We start from the raw sequence: 21,418 nt of genomic DNA, 5'->3' as shown, positions 1-21,418 counted from the left end.
TTAGCTTTCGACATCCGAGACATCATCGACTTCAATGCGTGTAACGCGTTGCAGTCCTCGAGGGAGCATTCCACCGCGACGGCCACGCTCTCCTCGGAAGTTATCAAGATCGGACGTTTTAAGCCCTAGCTTACGTTTGCCCGCATAAAGAGTCACACTCACACCCGCAGGGATCGCCATTAGATGGGAGACAATCTCTTCACGAGATTTCGCTTTTGCCGAGGGTATATTAATGATCTTGTTGCCTTTACCTTTACCCAGTTGAGGCAAATCTTTAATCGGGAATAACAGCATGCGGCCCTGATTAGTGATCACCAATATCTCGTCCGTATCTAAGCTAGATACAGGCATTGGTGGAACCAGTTCAGACGCTTGTGGAAGGTTGACGAGTGCTTTACCACTGCGATTTTTAGATAACAGATCGGAGCCTTTACACACAAAACCGTAACCCGCGTCAGAGCCTACTAGCCATAATTGGTCATCTTCGCCCATTACAACCTGACGAACAGAGGTGCCCGCTGCAATGTTTAATCGACCTGTAATCGGCTCTCCTTGACTACGCGCAGATGGCAACGAGTGCGACTCCAATGAGTAGCTTCGCCCATCAGAACCCATAAAGACCGCTTGCTGATTACTCTTGCCTAGTGCATGAGCAAGGTATTTATCTCCAGACTTATAATTAAGCCCTGCAACATCCACATCATGCCCCTTCGCATGACGTATCCAACCTTTTTCAGAAATCACCACGGTGATGGCTTCATTAGGCAGTAAATCACGCTCAGTCAACGCTTTTGCTTCAGAGCGCTCCACCAGAGGCGAGCGCCTTTCATCGCCGTATTTTTCAGAATCTGCGATGATTTCTTTTTTGAGTAGTGTGTTCATACGGCGCTCAGAACCTAGCGTCAGTTCAAGCTTCGCACGCTCTTTCTCTAACTCTTCTTGCTCGCCACGGATCTTCATCTCTTCCAGCTTCGCCAATTGGCGTAAACGCGTATCAAGGATCGCGTCAGCTTGAATGTCAGACAGTCCAAAACGCGCCATTAACACCGCTTTTGGCTCGTCTTCTGTACGAATGATCTCAATCACTTCATCCAGGTTGAGGTACGCAATTAACAAACCTTCCAGAATGTGCAATCGCGCCATAACCTTGTCGAGGCGAAACTGCAAACGGCGACGAACGGTTTCGCGCCTGAAAGTGATCCACTCACCCAGTATTTGCACCAAGCCTTTAACTTGCGGACGGTTGTCCAAACCGATCATATTGAGATTCACTCGGAAGTTTTTCTCAAGATCGGTCGATGCGAACAAGTGGTTCATAAGCTGATCGCAATCGACACGATTGGAACGTGGCACAATCACAATTCGAGTGGGGTTCTCATGGTCAGACTCATCACGTAAGTCATCCACCATTGGCAGCTTTTTGGCTCGCATCTGATTGGCGATTTGCTCTAGCAACTTAGCGCCAGACACTTGATGAGGAAGGGCTGTGATCACGATGTCACTGCCTTCTTTAACCCAAACAGCGCGCATCTTAATGCTGCCACGTCCTGTGCGATAGATTTTCTCAATATCACTGCGTGGTGAGATAATTTCGGCTTCGGTCGGATAATCCGGACCTTGCACAAAGTTCATGATGTCTGGCAACTCTGATTTAGGATTATCAATCAGATGAATGGTCGCATCAGCAATTTCTCTCACATTGTGTGGAGGAATGTCCGTTGCCATACCCACGGCGATACCGGTAATGCCGTTCAGCAAAATATGCGGTAAACGTGCCGGAAGCATCTTAGGCTCTTTCATGGTGCCGTCAAAGTTCGGCTGCCATTCAACCGTGCCTTGACCCAGCTCCCCAAGCATCACTTCGGCAAACTTAGACAGTTTTGCTTCGGTATAACGCATTGCTGCAAACGACTTAGGATCGTCAGGCGCACCCCAGTTTCCTTGACCATCTACCAGTGGGTAACGGTAAGAGAAAGGTTGAGCCATCAACACCATCGCTTCATAACAGGCTGAGTCGCCGTGTGGGTGATACTTACCTAATACGTCACCAACGGTACGTGCTGATTTTTTGTATTTAGACGAGGCCGAAAGGCCCAGTTCAGACATGGCGTAAATGATCCGGCGTTGAACCGGTTTTAGACCATCGCCAATATAAGGTAATGCGCGATCCATGATCACGTACATTGAGTAGTTTAAGTAGGCGTCTTCGGTAAACTTGCGCAGTGGCAACTGCTCGACACCATCGTATGTAATTTCGTTAGACATTCTTATACCTCAGCCTGATCGCCATAGTCTTGTAACCATGCACGGCGATCATCTGCTCGCTTTTTACCAAGCAGCATATCCATCATTTCCATCGTTGATTGGTCATCGTCGATGGTTAACTGCACCAAGCGTCGTGTGTTTGGATCCATAGTGGTTTCACGCAGTTGTAATGGGTTCATTTCACCCAGACCTTTGAATCGCTGGACATTTATCTTGGCGCGTTTTTGACTTAAACGCTCTAATACGCCTTCTTTTTCATCTTCATCAAGGGCGTAAAACACCTCTTTACCGCAGTCGATTCTAAACAGCGGTGGCATGGCGACATACACGTGCCCTGCACGTACTAACGATTCAAAGTGACGCATAAAGAGTGCGCACAACAACGTCGCAATGTGCAGCCCATCGGAGTCCGCATCCGCAAGAATACAGATTTTACCGTATCGCAAGCCATCTAGATTTTCGGTATCCGGATCAATACCTAGCGCCACAGAGATGTCGTGTACTTCTTGAGAAGCCAACACTTGATCGGCCGCAACTTCCCAAGTGTTTAGGATTTTACCGCGCAATGGCATGATCGCCTGAAACTCACGGTCACGAGCCTGTTTCGCTGAGCCACCCGCCGAGTCACCCTCCACCAAGAAGAGTTCTGTACGAGACAAATCTTGCTGAGAACAGTCCGTCAGTTTACCGGGCAATGCCGGTCCAGAAGCCACCTTTTTACGCACGACTTTCTTTGCTGCACGCATACGTCGATGAGCACTTGCAATACACAGATCTGCCAGCAATTCCGCAAGCTGTGGTTTTTCATTGAGCCACAGACTGAATGCGTCTTTAACCACACCTGACACAAAGGCGGCGGTTTGACGAGAAGAGAGACGCTCTTTAGTCTGTCCCGCAAACTGAGGATCTTGCATCTTCACCGACAACACGTAAGACGCTCGGTCAAACACATCATCGCCGGTAAGCTTAACGCCACGCGGCAGCAAATTACGAAATTCACAGAACTCTCGCATTGCATCAAGTAAACCTTGGCGCAAACCATTTACGTGAGTACCACCTTGAGCCGTAGGGATCAGGTTTACGTAGCTTTCGGTAATGAGCTCGCCACCTTCTGGCTGCCAAATGATCGCCCAATCAGCGGCTTCTGTTTCTGCAGAAAAGTCACCCACAAACGGGGCTTCTGGTACAACAGTGTACCCTTTGACGCCTTCTGCGAGGTAATCTTTCAACCCGCTTTGATAAAGCCACTGATGTTCTTTACCGTTTACTTTATCGGTAAACACAATCTCAAGGCCTGGGCACAACACTGCTTTTGCTCGTAAGTTATTGACTAAACGAGTCACAGAGAAGTTTCCAGAATCGAAATAGCTGACTTCTGGCCAAAAATGAACACTGGTACCGCTATTGCGACGGCCGACCGTGCCAGTAACTTGTAAATCAGAGACTTTGTCACCGTGTTCAAATGCAATTTCATACACTTGGCCATCGCGGCGAACTTTCACCTCAACACGCTTCGATAAAGCGTTTACAACCGATATACCTACCCCATGCAAACCACCAGAGAACTGGTAGTTCTTGTTGGAGAACTTACCACCAGCGTGAAGTTTACATAAAATAAGTTCAACACCAGATATGCCTTCTTCTGGATGGATATCCACAGGCATACCACGACCATCATCGATCACTTCGAGTGATTGGTCGGCGTGAAGAATAACGTGTACCTTTGATGCGTGTCCGGCTAATGCTTCATCGACACTGTTATCGATAACCTCTTGCCCCATATGGTTAGGGCGAGCCGTATCCGTATACATGCCAGGGCGACGACGCACTGGCTCCAATCCATTGAGAACCTCTATGGCTCCGGCATTATATTGTTCTGTCATAGTTGAACGTTTCTTAGACTTGGGATGCGATAACGATAATCACCGCAAAAATTGAATCTAGTATTGCAGACAGTCTCAAGATCTGGGGGATCTATGTCAAGCAAAGGCGCTGTTAGCAACTGCGAAAATATGACTTTGAGCATTTTCGCAGCAACATCCTCTTGAATTTGCCGCGAATTTAGCCACTCTATTACAGTTTTAAAAATTGGATGATTTTCTCAGGGAAGCGTTCGAACTGCTGGAAACTGTGATCTCCACCTCGCTCTACCGTTTGGCGACTGGCAGAGAACTTGTCGACCGCTTGACGATAGTCTAGCACCTCATCCCCCATTTGCTGTATCAACCAAAAATCAGTGGGGTCATTGAGCCGCTCTACATCAAGTTGCTTTAGATCTTCAATATGGCTGTGATCAAGTGTGTAATGTTCATTGGTATACGGATTAGTTTGCTCACCAAGATAGTCACTCAATAATTCGTAGGGTTTAACTGCTGGATTCACCAACACAGCTTTCAACCCATACTGTTGATTGAGCCATGTAGAGAGGTACCCACCTAGAGAGCTACCTACCAGTCCAATCTCATAATCGTCCTGGTGAGTCTCAACAAGCTGAGTAAGCAAGGCTATCGCAGTTTTTGGATAGCAAGGGATCTGCGGGATAAGTAACTGAATATCAGGGCGATGAGTGTTCACATAATCAGCCATGAGGTTGGCTTTCATCGACTTTGGAGATGAGTTAAATCCGTGAATATAGAGAAGTAATGAAGGCTTAGTAGACATAAGTATCCGCTTTTATCTTTGGTCGTATAAGCGGACTCGTTAGTAACCTTCCGCATCAAAGTCTGGTTCAAATAGTCCCGATGCCAATCGATAAACCTGTGTCTCGATCTGCCCATTTTCAAGTAAGCTCAGGCTCCGCCAACCCGGCGCTACATTATCGAGCGCAAAATCGTTGGAGTTGGGTTTGAATTGAGCACACGTTGATGGTGTCGCAATCACTCGGACCCCACTGTGAAGTTGGTCAAAGTCTTGATGCACATGCCCGCACACCAACCCTTTTACATTACTGTGACGATTGATCACTTCCCATAATTGGGATGCGTTCCTTAACGTATGTTGATCAAGCCACGCACTGCCAATCAAAACGGGATGATGATGCAGCAATACTAAGCTGTGTTTGTCGGGGTGTTGATTCAAGCATTGATCGAGCATCGCTAATTGCTGTTGGGACAGCTCACCGTATGGCACTCCAACAACTTGGCTATCGAGTAATATCAGTTGCCAGTGTTTCCCCATCATCACATGAGTGTCTTCGACAATTTGGCCAGTAGGAATTACGCTGCCCATACTGGGCTTGTAATCGTGGTTTCCTGGCAACCAGTAACACTGTTTTACAAGCGGCCGAATACCTTGAACGAATTTTTGGTATGACGCTGGGGTATGATCTTGAGAGATATCTCCAGTCGCCAAAACGGCATCAAACGCACATTGACTATCGATCACATTTTGCACTACCGCGTGGAAGCTTTGCTCAGTATTCACACTCAGCAAATTGCCATCCGCAGGTTCAAACAAATGCGTATCAGTAATCTGTACTAACTCAACCCTGTCCTTTGAGGGCGCAACGTGTTGGCTCAATCTCGTATCCTATGCCCAATTGGGGTTTCATAAACCCACAAGGGTTTCTCTTTTTCAGGTCAATATGACCAAATAATCTAAAATAGTTGCTCGCGGCTGATGCCTTGTTTTAGGCAGTAAGTCAGCCACTCCCCCAAAAACTGATTAAGTTGAAATTTTTCATCTTTTTGTCGCATGTCAGGGTTGGGGTAGTCATATCGAGCATGCATCCGACTTATTTTGTCACTCGCGAATACTTCTGCAACCCTTGCGTCATGATAAAGGCGTACTGTCATATTCGGAAGTGGAAAAATGGGCACTTGCTCACACTGAGCAACGTTTACAAGTGTTGTATAACGAGTAACTTCCAATACCGTGATCTGATAAATATTGTGATTGACCTGATAGGTTCGAACATCGTCGACCTCAGGATTGACCGATATTAACGCGTTCAGCTTGGCATAATTGGTCTCATAAAGACGCATTAAAGCGGCTAAATCGACGTGATAAGGTGTAGTATTACTCACACTGACCAGCGCTCTTGGATCTGCTTGTAATTGAGTTCTAACCATTGCAGCAAGATTATCGATGCTCCGTTCTCTATGACTCCCTGTTTCACCAGATCGTACGCTTTTTCTCTAGACATTGTGGTCACTTTTATGTCTTCGTTTTCATATTCAAGACCATAAATACCACCTGCTTTTGAGCAATCGACTTCACCTACATACACATCCAACTTTTCTGAACAGCCTCCAGAAGATGGGTAATAGCTGGTCACAAACTCTAGATGACCAACTTCAACGCCCGCCTCTTCCATTGCTTCCCGTCTAACAACCTCTTCAGCGGATTCATCGGTATCAATAATTCCAGCAACCACTTCAAACTGCCAAGGACTTGCTTGTTCAAGTGCGCCAACGCGGATCTGTTCGATGATCACCACTTCATCACGAATAGGATCATAGGGCAACATGGCGGCGGCATGACCACGCTCAAACATCTCGCGATCAATAGGTTCACTCCAGCCGCCAGCAAACAATTTGTGACGAAAACGGTATTGGATCATACGGAAAAAGCCGTTAAATAACGGTTTCTTATCTAAAATTTCGACATCTTCTTTCGAGAAAGAGACGGTAGGTTGTTTAGACATAACATTCCTTGAGCAAAGCCTAAAACTGCTTATCATACCTGAATTACTCTAAAAACGGAGTTGAAAGGTGATAGAGATCCCTAATTTACACTAAACTTCTTAGAGTTAACTATTATTAGCATTTCAACTCTTAACCCATTTACTGTAGAGTTGAAATCAGTACAACTCTTACATTTACTCATCGGATCCGAGTTTAAAACATGAAAAAACTAGTCGCATTAGCAGTAACTGCAAGCCTAGCAAGTCTCTCGACTTTCGTCATAGCAGAAGACCTTGCTCAAGTTTATACTCAAGCCAAAGATAATGACCCAACGATTCTACGATCAATTGCGCAGCGCGATGCCGCTTTTGAAGCGATTACCTCTAGCCGTTCTACCCTATTGCCTCAAATTAATTTAACGGCGGGATACAATTACGCAAATAATGCTTCTGATGTTACGAGCCAACAGCTTTCTGCTGGCATTGGTTTTTCTCAAGAGCTATATAACCGTTCAAGCTGGATTAATCTGGACACCGCAGAGAAACAAGCGCGTCAAGCAGACTCTGCCCTTGCAGCTCAGCAGCAACAGTTAATTTTACGTGTCGCAACCGCTTATTTCGAAGTACTAAGAGCGCAAGACGCTGTAGTTTTCGTTCAAGCGGAGAAAAAAGCGGTTGCTCGTCAACTTGACCAAATGAAGCAGCGTTTTGAAGTGGGTTTGTCTGCAATTACTGATGTACACGAAGCGCAAGCTCAATACGATACCGTATTGGCAGACGAAGTGGTTGCTCAAAACAACTTGGTGAACAGCTACGAATCACTACGTACTATCACTGGTCGCGATTACCAGTCGCTCGATATCCTAAATACTGATCGTTTTTCTGCTAGCGCCCCTGCTGACACAGTCGATTCACTGGTACAGCGAGCAGAGCAAGAAAACTTATCACTGCTGGCCGCAAGAATTAGTCAAGACATCGCCCGAGATCAAATTGAGCTAGCAAGTTCTGGTCATTTACCCAGCCTGTCTCTAAGCGGTGGCTATGATGTGGGTCGTGGTGAAGCAGATTCAATTGACTGGACAACGTCAGACCAATACAACATTGGCATCAACTTGTCTGTTCCGTTATACACTGGTGGCAACATCACTTCGCAGGTGAAACAAGCTGAGTTCAATTATGTGGCTGTCAGTGAAGACCTTGAGGCTGCCTACCGTGAAGTCGTGTCAGGCGTTCGTGCTTCTCGCAACAATATCAATGCGACCATCGGTTCTATCCGAGCATTTGAACAACTTCAAGTTTCTGCTAAATCTGCACTAGAAGCGACGGAAGCTGGTTTTGAAGTGGGTACTCAAACTATCGTTGAGGTGTTAGATGCAACACGTCGTGTGTTTGAAGCTGACCGTAACCTTGCAGATGCGCGTTACAACTACATCATTAGCGTATTGAACCTGCGCCAAGCGACGGGTTCTTTGAGCGAGCAAGATATCCTAGATATTAATGCAGGATTGATGAAGCCTACTTCATAATTCTTTATCTAATAAAAAAACCGCAATTTTTTGAATTGCGGTTTTTTTGTACCAGAAGGAAAAGGCTTCGATGCCGATAAGGCACCAAACTTTTCTTTACCTTAGCCCTTGCCACCTTTGATTGCGTTGATGATTTCGGAGGTTGAACAGCCGTCTTCAAAATTGAGCACTTTAACCTCACCACCAGCGGCAATGACTTCTTCACCACCGGCAATCTCTTCAGGTTGATAATCGCCACCTTTGACCAATAGATCTGGCAATACATTTGCGATCAATCGTTGTGGTGTTTCTTCACCAAACGGTACGACCCAATCTACTGCACCTAACCCCGCTAGCACCGCCATTCGGCGATCTGTTGGGTTTACAGGGCGACCTGGACCTTTCAATATTTTCACTGATTCGTCCGTGTTCACTGCCACAATCAGCAAGTCTCCCAGCTCTGCCGCATGATTTAGGTAAGAAACATGACCAGCGTGCAAAATATCAAAGCAGCCATTAGTCATTACCACTTTCTTGCCACGAGACTGAGCTTTTTTAACCGCCTCAATAAGGTTCTCTTCTGTCATGATGCCAAAATCAGTATCGCGGCTACCATGCACAGCTTCTGCCAATTCAATGGTAGATAATGTTGACGTACCTAGTTTTCCAACCACAACGCCTGCTGCTGCATTCGCCAATGCACACGCCTCATCAAGCGGCTTTCCAACCGACACTGACGCTGCTAGTACCGAAATGACCGTATCTCCAGCCCCGGTTACGTCATACACTTCTTGAGCTTGAGTTGGCAGATGGAAAGGTTCGCAATTTTTGCGCAGCAGTGTCATGCCATGCTCGCTTCGCGTGACCAACAAGGCTTCAAAGTCGTACTGCTCGATCAACGCCATGCCTTTTTTAACAAGGTCTGCATCATCTTTAACTTTACCCACCACCGTTTCAAACTCAGATAGATTTGGCGTTAGCAATGTCGCACCGCGATAACGTTCAAAATCTGCACCTTTAGGGTCAATGAACACTGGCACATTATGCTCACGTGCTTTGCGGATAATGGCTTTGGAATGCTCTAATGCACCTTTCGCGTAGTCCGATAAAATCACTGCTTTGCAGTGCGTTAACGCGGTGTCCATACGCTGCGTGATAGCGGACAAGTCAGTGTTTTCAAATTTGTCTTCAAAATCGAGGCGGATCAGCTGCTGGCCGCGGCTCATCACACGCAACTTGGTGATTGTAGGGTGCGTATCAACAGCTATAAAATCACAGTTAACATTCAGTGATTGCAAAGTGTTGGTTAGTACCGCTGCTGGTTCATCATTGCCGGTAAACCCCACCAAGTGAGAATGGCCACCAAGGGCGGCAATATTCATGGCAACGTTCGCGGCACCACCTGGACGTTCTTCGTTCTCTTCAACTTTCACAACCGGTACGGGCGCTTCTGGTGAAATGCGTCCAGTTGGGCCATACCAGTATCTATCCAGCATGACATCGCCAATAATCAATACACCAGCGTTGGCATATTCAGGCAAAATCGGTTTCATTTTTTTCTCCACTGGGGGTTTAGCGAGAGTGTAGCACAACTCATTTTAGTTAATCACTTTAGAGGGTTAGCTTTAGCGCTAGCCCTCGTTGTTTGGTGATAATTCAACCATTAGCCTTCACTCTCAAGCCATTGCTTCCAGGCCGTTTTAATCACCTCTCGGTGCTCGGTAAAGCGTGCTTCATCAACGTCGGCATCTTGGTTTAGTAAATTGCGATGATGGATCTCATCTCTTAATTCGGTATAGGCCAAATTGAGCGCTTGCTGTTGCGTTTGAGTAAAAATATCCAACTGTGCTAAGGTTTCAAAAATTCGAACATTGTCCGACCATGTCACCAACTCCGGATGTTTGTGTGCAAGATCCAACACCAAAAACTGCGCAATAAACTCAACATCAGTGATCCCTCCAGGATCTTGCTTAAGCATAAAGCGACCGGCCTTTTTGCCACCAAGGTGATCACGCATTTTCATTCTCATATCGACCACGTCTTTACGCAGTTTGTTACTGTCACGTGCTTGGCAAAGCACTTGTTGTCGAATATTGGTAAACGCGTTCTGCAAAGGTTCATCGCCATATATCATACGCGTACGTACCAGCGCCTGATGCTCCCAAGTCCAAGCTTCTTGTAACTGATACTCTAAGAACGCTTCTGTTGGGCTGACCAGCAGACCCGACGCTCCCGATGGGCGCAGTCGAGTATCAACTTCATACAAAATGCCCGACGCTGTGCGCACAGAGAAAATGTGTATGATGCGCTGAGCAAGCCTTAAGTAGAACTGTCGAGCATCGATCTCTTTTTTACCGTCGGTGTAACTATCCAGCGGGCTATCGTGCAAAAAGACGATATCGAGATCCGAATTATAACCCAGCTCCCATCCTCCCACTTTGCCATAACCAATCACCGCAAAACCTTTACCATCACGCTGCGCAAGGTGGTTTGGTTCGCCATATTTTTCGGACAGTTGTAACCACGCTTGATGCACGACGGCATCGACAATAGCTTCCGCGAGTGAGGTTAAGTGATCGCTCACTTTCATCACTGGCAATGCACCCGCAATGTCGGCCGCTGCAATACGCAAAATGCAAACTTGCTTAAACTGACGCAGACCTTCCATCTGCTGCTCCATATCATCTTGCGGGATGCGCGCTAAAAAGTCTCTAAGCTCACTTTTGTAACTGCTCAGTTCGACCGGGTTATACAGATGCGCAGGATCGAGAAGCTCATCCAGCAAGATAGGGTATTTACCCAGTAGCTCTGAGATCATCGGACTGGCGGTACATAGCCTAACCAACTGTGACAGCGCTCCAGGATGTTCATCTAGCAACTCTAAATACGTGGTACGCGTAGAAATCCTATTGAGTACGTGAAGCACTCTTGGTAAACCAAATTCAACGTCTGCGTTGGAAAAGGCCTTTTCAAACAGCTTCGGCATTAAGTGGTTTAACACCTCTCGGCCACGGGGGCCTAAAGTTCGTTTGCCGAGCTCTTGTTTAAACTCAATGATCGTTCGCGTAAGCGCTTCTGCTGCTGGGTGCCCTAGGTCGCTTTCAATCACGTTAATCACCAATTCACTGTCTGCTGCGTTATCCCACATTTCAGCAAAGTGCCTTGGCACTGCAGCGTCACCGTCTTCTTCTTCGTCACCTATCAACTGCTCAAATACGGAATGAACTTGCGACATGTTGTCACTCACTGCAGCGCTTAGCTGTGACCAATCGTCATAACCCATCGCATAACATAGGCGTGATCGATTGAGATCATCTTGTGGAAGGGTTTGCGTCTGTTTATCCTCGAGCGCTTGCAGTAAGTTTTCTAGGCGACGTAAGAATCGGTAGCTGTCTGCAAGCTGCGTTGCCTGCCCATCGTGCAACAATTGCAGATCGTCTATCGCTTTAAGTGTGATCAGTAGCCCGCGTTCACGCAGTTGCGGCTCTCGTCCACCACGGATAAGCTGAAACACCTGAGCAATAAACTCTATTTCTCGAATGCCTCCAGCCCCTAACTTAATATTGTCTGTTAAGCCACGTCTGCGCACTTCACTGCGGATCATCCCTTTCATTCGGCGCAATGATTGTATCGCGCTAAAATCGATATAACGCCTAAACACAAAGGGGCGAAGCATTTTGCGCAAACTTTGGTATTGCGGGTACATTTCTTTGCCCATGACTCGCGCTTTGACCATAGCATAACGTTCCCAGTCTCGGCCTTGCTCTTGATAGTAATCTTCTAAGGCAGAAAAACTCATGACCAAGGGGCCACTGTCCCCGAAAGGACGCAATCGCATATCGACGCGATAACAAAAACCATCAAAGGTTTGCTGATCCAGTGCTTTAATCACTCTTTGGCCAAGGCGAGTGAAAAACTGCGCGTTCGCAATAGAGCGGCGTGCCCCCTGAGTTTCGCCGTTTTCTGGGTAGGTAAAGATAAGATCGATATCCGATGAGAAGTTTAGCTCTCCTCCACCCAGTTTCCCCATTCCAATCACCAGCATAGGTTGAGGAACACCTTGCTCATCGACAGGCGTACCCCATAGATTACAGCAGAGCGTGTATTGCCAATTGTACGCCTCGACAATCAGTGCTTCGGCAAGCTCAGACAGCTGCGTTAAGCTTGGCTCGACGTCCCACAGCCCTAAGAAGTCTCGCCACGCAATGTAGAACATTTCACGATTACGCGTCTTTCGTAAAATTCGTAGACCTTGCAGTTCATCATCGCAAGTCGCCAATTGCTCGGCAAGGGAGGCTCGATAATCGATGCTGTCAACATCGCGCGACAGCCACTCAGGGAGCATCTGCACAAATTCAGCGTCTCGTTGCAGCACTTGCATGCAAAACGGGCTCAAGGCCAACACGGCCTTCAACGGCTCAATAAACTCTGGTGTCCAGCGCGAAGTGCAGTCGGAATAAAGAGATTCAAGCTCGGTATAATGTTTGTCTGCGAGCAAGTTGAGCGTGCTGGGTAATGGCATCGGCTTTCCTTAAGCAATAATGAACGGTCTACTGTAGTTATAACAAAAAATGTTCCATAAAAAATGCCCACTCCGTCAGAGTGGGCATTTGGTCTCGCACAATGTTAGCGGTTACACCGCAAATCGGCTTACTCGGCTGTTCAGCTCTTCCGCGCCTTTTTGAATAAAGTGCGAACTTTCCTCAAGCTCAGAAACCGTGATCACGGTGATTTCTACAATCTCTTTCACTTTCTCAACGTTTCGGCTCATCTCTTCCGCAACTGTCGATTGCTGCTCTGCGGTAGTGGCAACTTGATAGTTCATGTCGTTAATTTGGTTCACCTGCTCAACAATGCCGTCGAGCTCGCCACCTGCGCTGCTGACCAAATCCACACTGTCAGCGGTATCAACCACACTTTTTTCCATTAAGCCCACGGCCCGATTTGCACTGTCTTGTAATTGAGTGATCATGTCTTGGATTTCAACGGTGGCTTGTTGAGTGCTCTGCGCCAGTTTACGAACTTCATCGGCTACGACAGCAAATCCGCGGCCAGCATCACCCGCTCGCGCAGCTTCAATTGCGGCATTCAGTGCCAACAAGTTCGTTTGCTCTGAAATGCCTTGAATGGTTCCTACCACACTGCTGATCGCTTCAACGCGCTCTTCAACTTGGTTTACCGCGCCCGCTGATTGCGAAATATCTTTCGACAACGCCGTCATTTTAGCGACCGTGTCTTGAACAAAACGTTGACCTGTTTCTGCTTGAGTAGCAGCGCTCTTCGTCACATCAGAAGTACCACGAGCATTGTCCGCCACCGTTTGGACGGTTTGTGCCATTTCACTCATTGCCGTCGCCAACATCTCTATCTGACCGTACTCTTCTTCAGAGGCTTGCTTGGTTTCAGCCATGCTATTGGTCATCACTGAGGTCATTTCTTTAGTCTCTTCAGACGAATCACGCTGAGCACGAATAGTTTCACTAAACGTCACACGCATCTTTTCGAGGTTACGTGCAACATCACCAAATTCGTCTTTGCAATCCATCATAATTGGCTTGGTGAGATCTCGATTGGCTAGATGGGAGATGGATTCTTGCAAATAGGTAAACTGGGCGTTAAGCAATTTAGCCGCCCCCAGCAATACCAAGCAAAATATCACGAGTAACCCGACCGTTTGCAATGCCGCGTTTTTTACGTAATCGATGTAGAACTCTTGGGCAATTGCAGGATCGGATGTCGCCTCCAATACGTAACTATAAACCAGCGATGCGTCCCAAGTTTGCTTTAGAACCAACAAGATTGTACTGAATACCATGAGCAGTACCAACTTGTTGGTGAAGCGAACATCTGTGATCACTTTTTGCCATGGTTTGAATGTCATTTTTTGCATTTCGAGACCCCGCCTAAGGTTGTGCGCTATATTCTTTTTGTGATGACCCGTGAATAGAAGCTTATGGTTAAATTGGTTGTCAAAAGCTATCACTATCCATTGCGCGTATCGGCGGCTATTCGATCAACTTTAATCAATTACACCAAAAAAGCCTTACTGATCACAGTAAGGCTTCAAGGGTAAAACAATAAGTAACAAATTGTTAAGGTTTAGTCTTCACGCCAATACGGTCTGGCTTCTAAACTGCTGGTACGAGTTTGTTCCATAGCGTGCAAAATGGAGCTTTGCTGGCGAGCAAGCCAACGTTCCAGCTGCTCTTTTTCGTCGCCTTCTAGCGCCGCCAAGTAAGGCGTCAAGACATCCAACTGAACCAGATCGTGAATGCCTTCTAACAAATCATGCCATGGCAGGCGAAAACGCATTCGTTCTTCTTTGTCGTATATTGAGGCAAAGCTAATTCCGGTATATAGGCACCGGCTTAACTTGTAGTACTCTTTTTTATAGGCTTGGGCATCAAGAAAGGTTTCGACTGGAAACGTGTCCATCAACTCTTTCCACGTATAATCGAGCTGTTGTTTCGAAAATGCTCTAATTGAACTGGCTAACATTTTACGAGCTTTGTCATCCAAAAATGGTTGCCAGCCACGAGTGAGTAACCAACGATTAAGATCCAATATAAGGCCGGTATAGCGCGCAGATGCAAACAGAGCCAATACTTGATCTCGATTTGGTAATTGCTGACGTTCGTGTTTGAGCTGTTTAACCAACACTTTCTTAGCATCGAGCTTACGTAGCACATGCCCTTTATCTTCGGTAAGCTCGTCGATGCACTGATATCGATATACCCACTCCAACTCTTGCTCTAACCACTTCAGCTCTTGCCTTAATATCGCACTGGCACGACGCGGCACAATATCACCGTACATTGCCAATATATGTCGTATATAGCTGGTCGAGTTTCTTACTTCTATCAGGGCTTCAATCGAGTCTAACTCGGTATACACCTCATCGTGATACAGCCACTGAGACAAAGCGTGTTCCAATGAGTTGATAAGGCAATCTTCTGCAGAATCATCGTAGCGAGTATTTACAAGGGTAATTGGCTTTGGCTCTCTCGCTGGCGCATCAAACGCTAGGCGATAGCCACGAGCTGCTTTGCTCATATTACCAAGTCGCATCCCACCAGACTCAGACAATTCGCGGGCAAGAGAAAAAAGTGCGTCGGTTTGCCCCGACTTTAATTCGAGCTCCACTTCGCAAATGGGCGATTGTTTATTAGCGGCTTCAACAACACCTTGATCAAACGCCACTTCTATTTGACTGCCATCGGTGGTCCCAACCAACCACTGCTCGCGCATAAAGTTAGTTTGGAATAGAGGGGCGAGTTGGTCTTGAAGCTGTTCAAGATCGCGCTGCTCTGGCCATATATCTTTAGGGTGAAGGCCCACATCGGGCTGGTCTGAATCGATAGGGGCATTAAACTCGGGGCGCTGATGCAATCCTGCCACCACGCGGCCCGCCGTTTTTACAGTTTGTACTCGAGCGCCTTCCACAGAACGTATTCTCATGCCTATATCGTGTTGACGTAGCCAGTTGTCTGGCGTGTCGAAGTAGATATTACCTAGCTCTCTGCTGCTGTGTTGCAACACTTTATGTTGTGCAATTTTCTTGCGTAGCACGTCAGCAAATTCTGGTTCTACAAAGAACTTCAGCTCTATTTCTGTTTCCATACCTTTCCTATAACACTCGTGTCGACAGACTAGAATCTATTATGCGCTAAAACGAATCGAATTTTTAGCCACTGTTTATGATCTAAAACAGTTTTAAATAGTAGGGGATTAGGATAACATTCGCGCCTTTGTAGACTGCTGTCGATTTATTCACCTACTATTAGAGTTAGACAGTTAGGTTCAATTAAAAGGTTTGTATACCATGCCAGTAAATACCATCATGGGGTTATTCGCAAAATCCCCTATCCAACCGCTGCAAAAGCATGTGGTTTGTGTCAATGAGTGCTGCTCGCACCTATTAACCTTCTTTGAAGTATGTGCACAAGGAGACTGGGAAAAAGCAGCAGAAATACGCGCGCAAATTTCTCACCTGGAAAAGGAAGCCGATGTACTAAAGCGTGAAATCCGACTTTCACTACCCCGTGGGCTATTTTTACCCGTTGATCGTAGCGACATGCTCGACCTACTGACTCAACAGGACAAACTCGCCAACATAGCAAAAGACATCTCAGGTCGTGTACTTGGTCGTCAATTGCAAATTCCTCAAAACATGCAAGGTGGCTTTAACGCCTATCTTCAACGTTGTTTAGATGCTGCGCAGCAAGCTCAAAAAGTGATTAATGAGTTTGATGAGCTACTTGAAACAGGCTTTAAAGGCCGTGAAGTTTCATTGGTTGAAGAGATGATCCATCAATTGGATTTGATCGAAGACGATACCGACAGCATGCAGATTGAACTTCGCCAGCAACTGCTTAAGCAAGAAGCTGAACTTAACCCAATTGATGTGATGTTTTTATACAAGACATTAGAGTGGGTAGGCGGCATTGCCGATCAGGCTCAACGTGTTGGATCACGCTTAGAGCTTATGCTATCTCGCACTTAGTTTTTAAAGCGCTGTGCAAACTGCGGCGCTAAGTAATTTGAATAATTTGTAGGAATGACAATGGATATCATTGCAAACCACGGCACCACGCTCATTATGATTGCCGCCCTTTTCGGCTTTTTAATGGCAATCGGTATTGGTGCAAATGACGTAGCCAATGCTATGGGTACTTCGGTCGGTTCTAAAGCTCTGACCGTGAAACAAGCGATTATTATCGCAATGATTTTTGAATTCGCCGGTGCTTATTTGGCCGGTGGTGAAGTGACCGACACAATCCGTAAAGGGGTTATCGATACCTCTCTGTTTGTCGACACACCAGACATACTGGTCTATGGCATGATGTCAGCACTTTTGGCCGCAGGTACATGGCTATTGCTGGCATCTTTTATGGGTTGGCCGGTATCTACAACACACTCAATCATCGGTGCAATCATCGGTTTTGCTTGTGTTGCTGTGGGTACAGAAGCTGTAGACTGGGGTTCAGTACAAGGCATCGTAGGTAGCTGGATTGTTACTCCTCTTATATCGGGCTTTTTCGCCTATGTTATCTTTGTGAGCGCACAACGCCTCATTTTCGATACCGATAACCCGCTCATTAATGCGAAACGTTTTGTACCTGTCTACATGTTCATGACCACTATCATCATCTCTTTGGTGACCATCAAAAAAGGTCTAAAACACGTTGGGCTTGAGCTTACCAATGGCGAAGCATGGTTCTGGTCTGCTGCAGTGTCTGGATTGGTTATGCTATGTGGTTACCTATACATCAACCGCCGTTTTGCTAATCGTGAAGACGACCATAGCTTTGAAGGTGTTGAGAGCATTTTTAGCACGCTAATGGTTATCACTGCATGTGCAATGGCATTTGCCCATGGTTCTAACGATGTTGCCAATGCCATCGGCCCACTATCTGCGATTGTTTCAACGGTTGAAAACGCCGGCGAAATCATGGATAAAACACGTATTGCTTGGTGGATATTGCCACTGGGTGGTATTGGTATCGTTGTTGGCTTGGCCACTTTAGGTCATAAAGTGATGGCAACGGTCGGCACAGGGATCACGGAGCTGACACCAAGTCGTGGCTTTGCTGCACAGCTAGCGACTGCGTCTACGGTAGTGCTTGCCTCTGGTACTGGCCTTCCAATCTCGACAACGCAAACGCTAGTGGGCGCAGTCCTAGGTGTTGGCTTTGCTCGCGGTATTGCTGCACTTAACCTTGGTGTAGTGCGAAATATTGTCGCTTCTTGGGTGGTGACTCTGCCAGCAGGTGCTGGTTTGGCGGTAATCTTCTACTACTGCATGTTGGCTTTCGTCTCTTAATGTAAAACTTGTGTCAAAAATTAGATGCAACATCAGAAATAGGGAGCTTAGTCTCCCTATTTTGTTGCAGCGCCCGCAAAATATTCTTACTATTTGAAAAGAGAAATCGACGCTCGCGCCTATCATTAACAAGGACCGATTGTGAAAAAACAATTTTTTGTACTGCTAGCCCTCTTACTTGCACTTCCTTCTGCTTTTGCTCAGCAGTATTTTATCGCCGACAAGCTATTTACATACATGCACGCTGGCCCCAATAACACCTACCGTATTATTGGCAGTGTGAATGCTGGTGATAAAGTCACATTCATTAGCAATAATAACGGCACTGGATACACTCAGATTCAAGACGACCGAGGCCGTAAAGGCTGGGTTGAATCTAAGTTTGTTTCTCAACAAGAAAGCATGGCTGTTCGCCTACCACGAATTGAGTCTGAGCTCGCAACGGTAAAAACTGAGCTTGAGAAAGCACGCAATACCGCCGATCAAGAGCAGGCTGGGTTAATCAGTTCTCTCGAAGCGCGCAATACTCAAATTGCCGAGATGGAACAGAACTACTCTGAGATCAGCCAAAAGCTCACTGCGGCACAAACTGAGGTTAGAAACCTTACCGCTAAGCTAGACACTCAAAAAGAGGACCTACTGCTTAAGTACTTCATGTACGGCGGTGGTGTTGCTGGTGGTGGCTTATTGCTGGGTTTGATTCTGCCACATGTGCTACCACGCAGAAAGAAATCACCAAACGGCTGGGCGTAATACCTTAGGCTTAATAGGTGATACATTGAATACGTAAATAAGGCTTGCCGATCGGCAAGCCTTATTTTTTGGTTCTTTATTCGGATATACTGACTGTACAATCAATGGCTATTGCCACTCAAACAGGGCTGGAAATTCTATCTGCTGCCCATCGAACTCCATCACCACATATCGAGGGGCAATTTCAACGACTTTCACTTCTTGATCTAGCCACTCTCCCTGTTGCAACTCTTTTCCATTGACCTTAACCCATCGTTTTTGTGGGTCGCTGGCGTACATATGAGTTTGAAAATTCATTGTAGGAAGGCGCTCGGTGAGTTGCGGATCGGCACTCTCGATCTTAACCCTTCGGCTCGACAGCACTGAAGGCGAGGCTTCAGAATTAACTTCTGGCGTGTTCTCAATAGCGTTGGCGACCATCCTAGCAATGTCGGGATCAAGTTCGTCCAGGTTAAGCTCTTTAAAATCAAAGTGTTCGCTGCCATCAGGCTGAGTAGGAATGACTACCGGCTGTCGCGTCACCCGTTCAGAGGCGTCAAACTGCTCTGCTGACTGCGCCTCAGATACAGACAAGCTCGCTAAGGAAGCAATTGTCGGTAACATAAGCTTTAACGCTTTATCTTCAATCATAATGTCTGCATCAACGGGTGGAACGCGTGTTGATGGCGCTGCACTATTGGATGCTTTATCTAGTGCTTTCAGCGTCTGATTGCCAACCACACCATCCACGTCCAGACCTTTCCATAATTGGAAGGCTTTAACTTTGTTGGCCAATATAGAATCAAAGCGATCATTAAGTCTGGTCGGCTCGCTTAACGCTAACGAAAGTTGATCCTCAAGAACTTGTATTTGATCACTCTGCTGACCTTGTTTTAGCGGTGCCTGCAAGGCGCTGTACCAAAGCTCAATGTAATCCCCATCCCAGTATCGCTCAATCCATTGTGTCTTTACTCGAAGGCGAGCCTCGTCAAACAAAATATCGACCGCATCGTTATGAATGGCATACACAACCCCATACTTCAGCTGCTCATCGTGACGTAGTGCCAAAATGACTGGTCTTTGGGTCTGCACAACTTGCTCCCAACTTCCTTGATTCACGACGCACCGAAATGGTAAAGGCACTTGCGAGCAGCTTGATGCCATGATTGACGCTTGGTATCCCCACAGCTGAAACAGCCGCTGCATGGCGATGATTTCACTATTAAAGCGAGGGTCTACATCCACCAGCCAGTCAGGGGTCGTCACCTGGGTGACAACAGTGGTTTGTGCGTTGTTCACAACGTCAAGAGATTCACCTAACGACTCTTGAGACACTGGTACCTCTGGAACAATATCTTGACTCTTAGTCTGATCATTCTCAGATAAAATCGTAGCCACAGGTTCAACCGGTTCAGTGGGTAATTGAGGCGCTGTTACATCGCTTTGACTTGCACTAACACCGGTTGGCTGCATAGTATTTGATGGTTGATACCACCACCATGCAGTGACTGCGCAGGCCGCAACAATCGCCGCGGTAACCGCTTTGAGTGGCCACTTATGGCCTGTCGTGGGTGGGTGTTGATATTGATGCAACATCACAGATTCAATTGCTTCTGCGACATAGTGTTTGCTGACGTGAGTCGCTCCTGCCATATAAGCGAGCTGCAACGATTTATCGGCAATCAAGTTTATGAGCCGTGGCACCTGAGCCGCTTTCGCAATTTGTTTGGTTTGCGCCGCCATCAGTATTGACTGATTTGCGCCTGCTTTGGTCAATCGGTGTTGAATGTAGGCTTCGACTTCATGAGGTTGCAGGGCCAGCAAATGATAACGGCCGGTGATACGCTGTGCGAGTTGACGTAACTCTGCGGTTTGTAGACGCTGCTGAAGCTCTGGTTGCCCAATGAGCCACACCTTTAAGAGTTTATGAGGGCCAATTTCAAAGTTCGTCAGCAGCCTAAGTTGCTCCAACGCTAGCACCGACAAGTGATGAGCTTCATCCACGACTAGAAGTGGCTGAGTACCGCCTTCAAATAGCTCGGTTAAGTGCTGCTTTAACTGCTCGACCAAAGGGCGGTTCACATCGATTGGACAGGAAAATTGCTCGCAAATACTTAATAGCAAGTCGTGCTCAGACAACTTAGGGTTTACGATAAGTGCAACCTGAGTATGCTCGGATAGCTCTTCCAGTACCGATTTACAGACCAAGGTTTTACCGGTGCCAACTTCGCCCGTTAACATGGCAAAACCGCCTCCCGCCGCAATGCCCGACTTTATGTGAGCGATCGCTTCTTTGTGTCGCTCACTTAAATAGAGAAACTGCGGATTGGGGACAATAGAAAATGGCTCTTCATTTAGGCCAAAATGAGACAAGTACATAGAAGGCGTTGTTCACAGTTATCATTCACATATCAGTAGAGGCAAAGTATCATTGCACGCTAGAAAGTAAAGGTTGGCACACTTTTTTTG

The 21,418-nt window shown here is 46.8% G+C and carries 15 protein-coding genes; 4 read left to right on the top strand and 11 right to left on the bottom strand.

The window, feature by feature from the left end:
* The 6 genes from parC to nudF form a co-directional block, all read right to left on the bottom strand.
* Positions 1-2,265, bottom strand: coding sequence for a DNA topoisomerase IV subunit A (gene parC, locus ST37_RS19080; protein ID WP_084889132.1), 2,265 nt, complete (start codon positions 2,263-2,265; stop codon positions 1-3).
* Positions 2,266-2,267: 2 nt separating this feature from the next.
* A complete protein-coding gene (parE, locus tag ST37_RS19075) occupies positions 2,268-4,148 on the bottom strand; it encodes a DNA topoisomerase IV subunit B (protein ID WP_084889131.1) in 1,881 nt (626 codons plus the stop codon).
* A 190-nt stretch (positions 4,149-4,338) separates the two neighbouring features.
* A complete protein-coding gene (yqiA, locus tag ST37_RS19070) occupies positions 4,339-4,926 on the bottom strand; it encodes an esterase YqiA (RefSeq protein WP_084889130.1) in 588 nt (195 codons plus the stop codon).
* A gap of 39 nt (positions 4,927-4,965) precedes the next feature.
* Entirely contained in the window at positions 4,966-5,784 is an 819-nt protein-coding gene (cpdA, locus tag ST37_RS19065) for a 3',5'-cyclic-AMP phosphodiesterase (protein ID WP_084889129.1), read from the bottom strand.
* Positions 5,785-5,861: 77 nt separating this feature from the next.
* Positions 5,862-6,299, bottom strand: a complete 438-nt coding sequence (locus ST37_RS19060) for a DUF1249 family protein (protein WP_172401047.1) — start codon at positions 6,297-6,299, stop codon at positions 5,862-5,864.
* A complete protein-coding gene (nudF, locus tag ST37_RS19055; RefSeq protein ID WP_143698254.1) occupies positions 6,287-6,910 on the bottom strand; it encodes an ADP-ribose diphosphatase in 624 nt (207 codons plus the stop codon). The genes ST37_RS19060 and nudF overlap by 13 nt, the downstream gene beginning before the upstream one ends.
* 200 nt (positions 6,911-7,110) lie before the next feature.
* On the opposite strand from nudF, the gene tolC reads away from it, so the two are divergent.
* A complete protein-coding gene (gene tolC / locus ST37_RS19050) occupies positions 7,111-8,415 on the top strand; it encodes an outer membrane channel protein TolC (protein WP_084889126.1) in 1,305 nt (434 codons plus the stop codon).
* Between the two features lie 101 nt (positions 8,416-8,516).
* On the opposite strand, the gene hldE is transcribed toward tolC, so the two are convergent.
* The 4 genes from hldE to ST37_RS19030 form a co-directional block, all read right to left on the bottom strand.
* A complete protein-coding gene (gene hldE, locus ST37_RS19045) occupies positions 8,517-9,947 on the bottom strand; it encodes a bifunctional D-glycero-beta-D-manno-heptose-7-phosphate kinase/D-glycero-beta-D-manno-heptose 1-phosphate adenylyltransferase HldE (RefSeq protein ID WP_084889125.1) in 1,431 nt (476 codons plus the stop codon).
* 110 nt (positions 9,948-10,057) lie between these two features.
* Complete coding sequence (glnE, locus tag ST37_RS19040; RefSeq protein ID WP_084889124.1) at positions 10,058-12,916, bottom strand: bifunctional [glutamate--ammonia ligase]-adenylyl-L-tyrosine phosphorylase/[glutamate--ammonia-ligase] adenylyltransferase; 2,859 nt, start codon at positions 12,914-12,916, stop codon at positions 10,058-10,060.
* Between the two features lie 111 nt (positions 12,917-13,027).
* Positions 13,028-14,284, bottom strand: coding sequence for a methyl-accepting chemotaxis protein (locus ST37_RS19035; protein WP_084889123.1), 1,257 nt, complete (start codon positions 14,282-14,284; stop codon positions 13,028-13,030).
* A gap of 209 nt (positions 14,285-14,493) precedes the next feature.
* Positions 14,494-16,014 carry an inorganic triphosphatase gene (locus tag ST37_RS19030; protein WP_084889122.1) on the bottom strand — a complete coding sequence of 507 codons (1,521 nt, stop codon included), beginning with the start codon at positions 16,012-16,014 and terminating at the stop codon, positions 14,494-14,496.
* Positions 16,015-16,216: 202 nt separating this feature from the next.
* On the opposite strand from ST37_RS19030, the gene ST37_RS19025 reads away from it, so the two are divergent.
* From ST37_RS19025 to ST37_RS19015, 3 genes are all read left to right on the top strand, one after another.
* Entirely contained in the window at positions 16,217-16,897 is a 681-nt protein-coding gene (locus ST37_RS19025) for a TIGR00153 family protein (protein WP_084889121.1), read from the top strand.
* Between the two features lie 60 nt (positions 16,898-16,957).
* Entirely contained in the window at positions 16,958-18,217 is a 1,260-nt protein-coding gene (locus tag ST37_RS19020; protein ID WP_084889120.1) for an inorganic phosphate transporter, read from the top strand.
* 141 nt (positions 18,218-18,358) lie between these two features.
* Positions 18,359-18,970, top strand: coding sequence for a TIGR04211 family SH3 domain-containing protein (locus tag ST37_RS19015; RefSeq protein WP_084889119.1), 612 nt, complete (start codon positions 18,359-18,361; stop codon positions 18,968-18,970).
* A gap of 108 nt (positions 18,971-19,078) precedes the next feature.
* On the opposite strand, the gene ST37_RS19010 is transcribed toward ST37_RS19015, so the two are convergent.
* Positions 19,079-21,328 (bottom strand): AAA family ATPase, encoded by a 2,250-nt coding sequence (locus ST37_RS19010; protein ID WP_084889118.1) that lies wholly within the window; start codon positions 21,326-21,328, stop codon positions 19,079-19,081.
* Between the last annotated feature and the right edge of the window lie 90 nt (positions 21,329-21,418).

This window comes from Vibrio sp. qd031 (assembly GCF_002100145.1).
In the GTDB taxonomy this organism is placed as follows: Bacteria; Pseudomonadota; Gammaproteobacteria; order Enterobacterales; family Vibrionaceae; genus Vibrio.
This window is presented reverse-complemented; position numbering and strand designations above follow the sequence as displayed.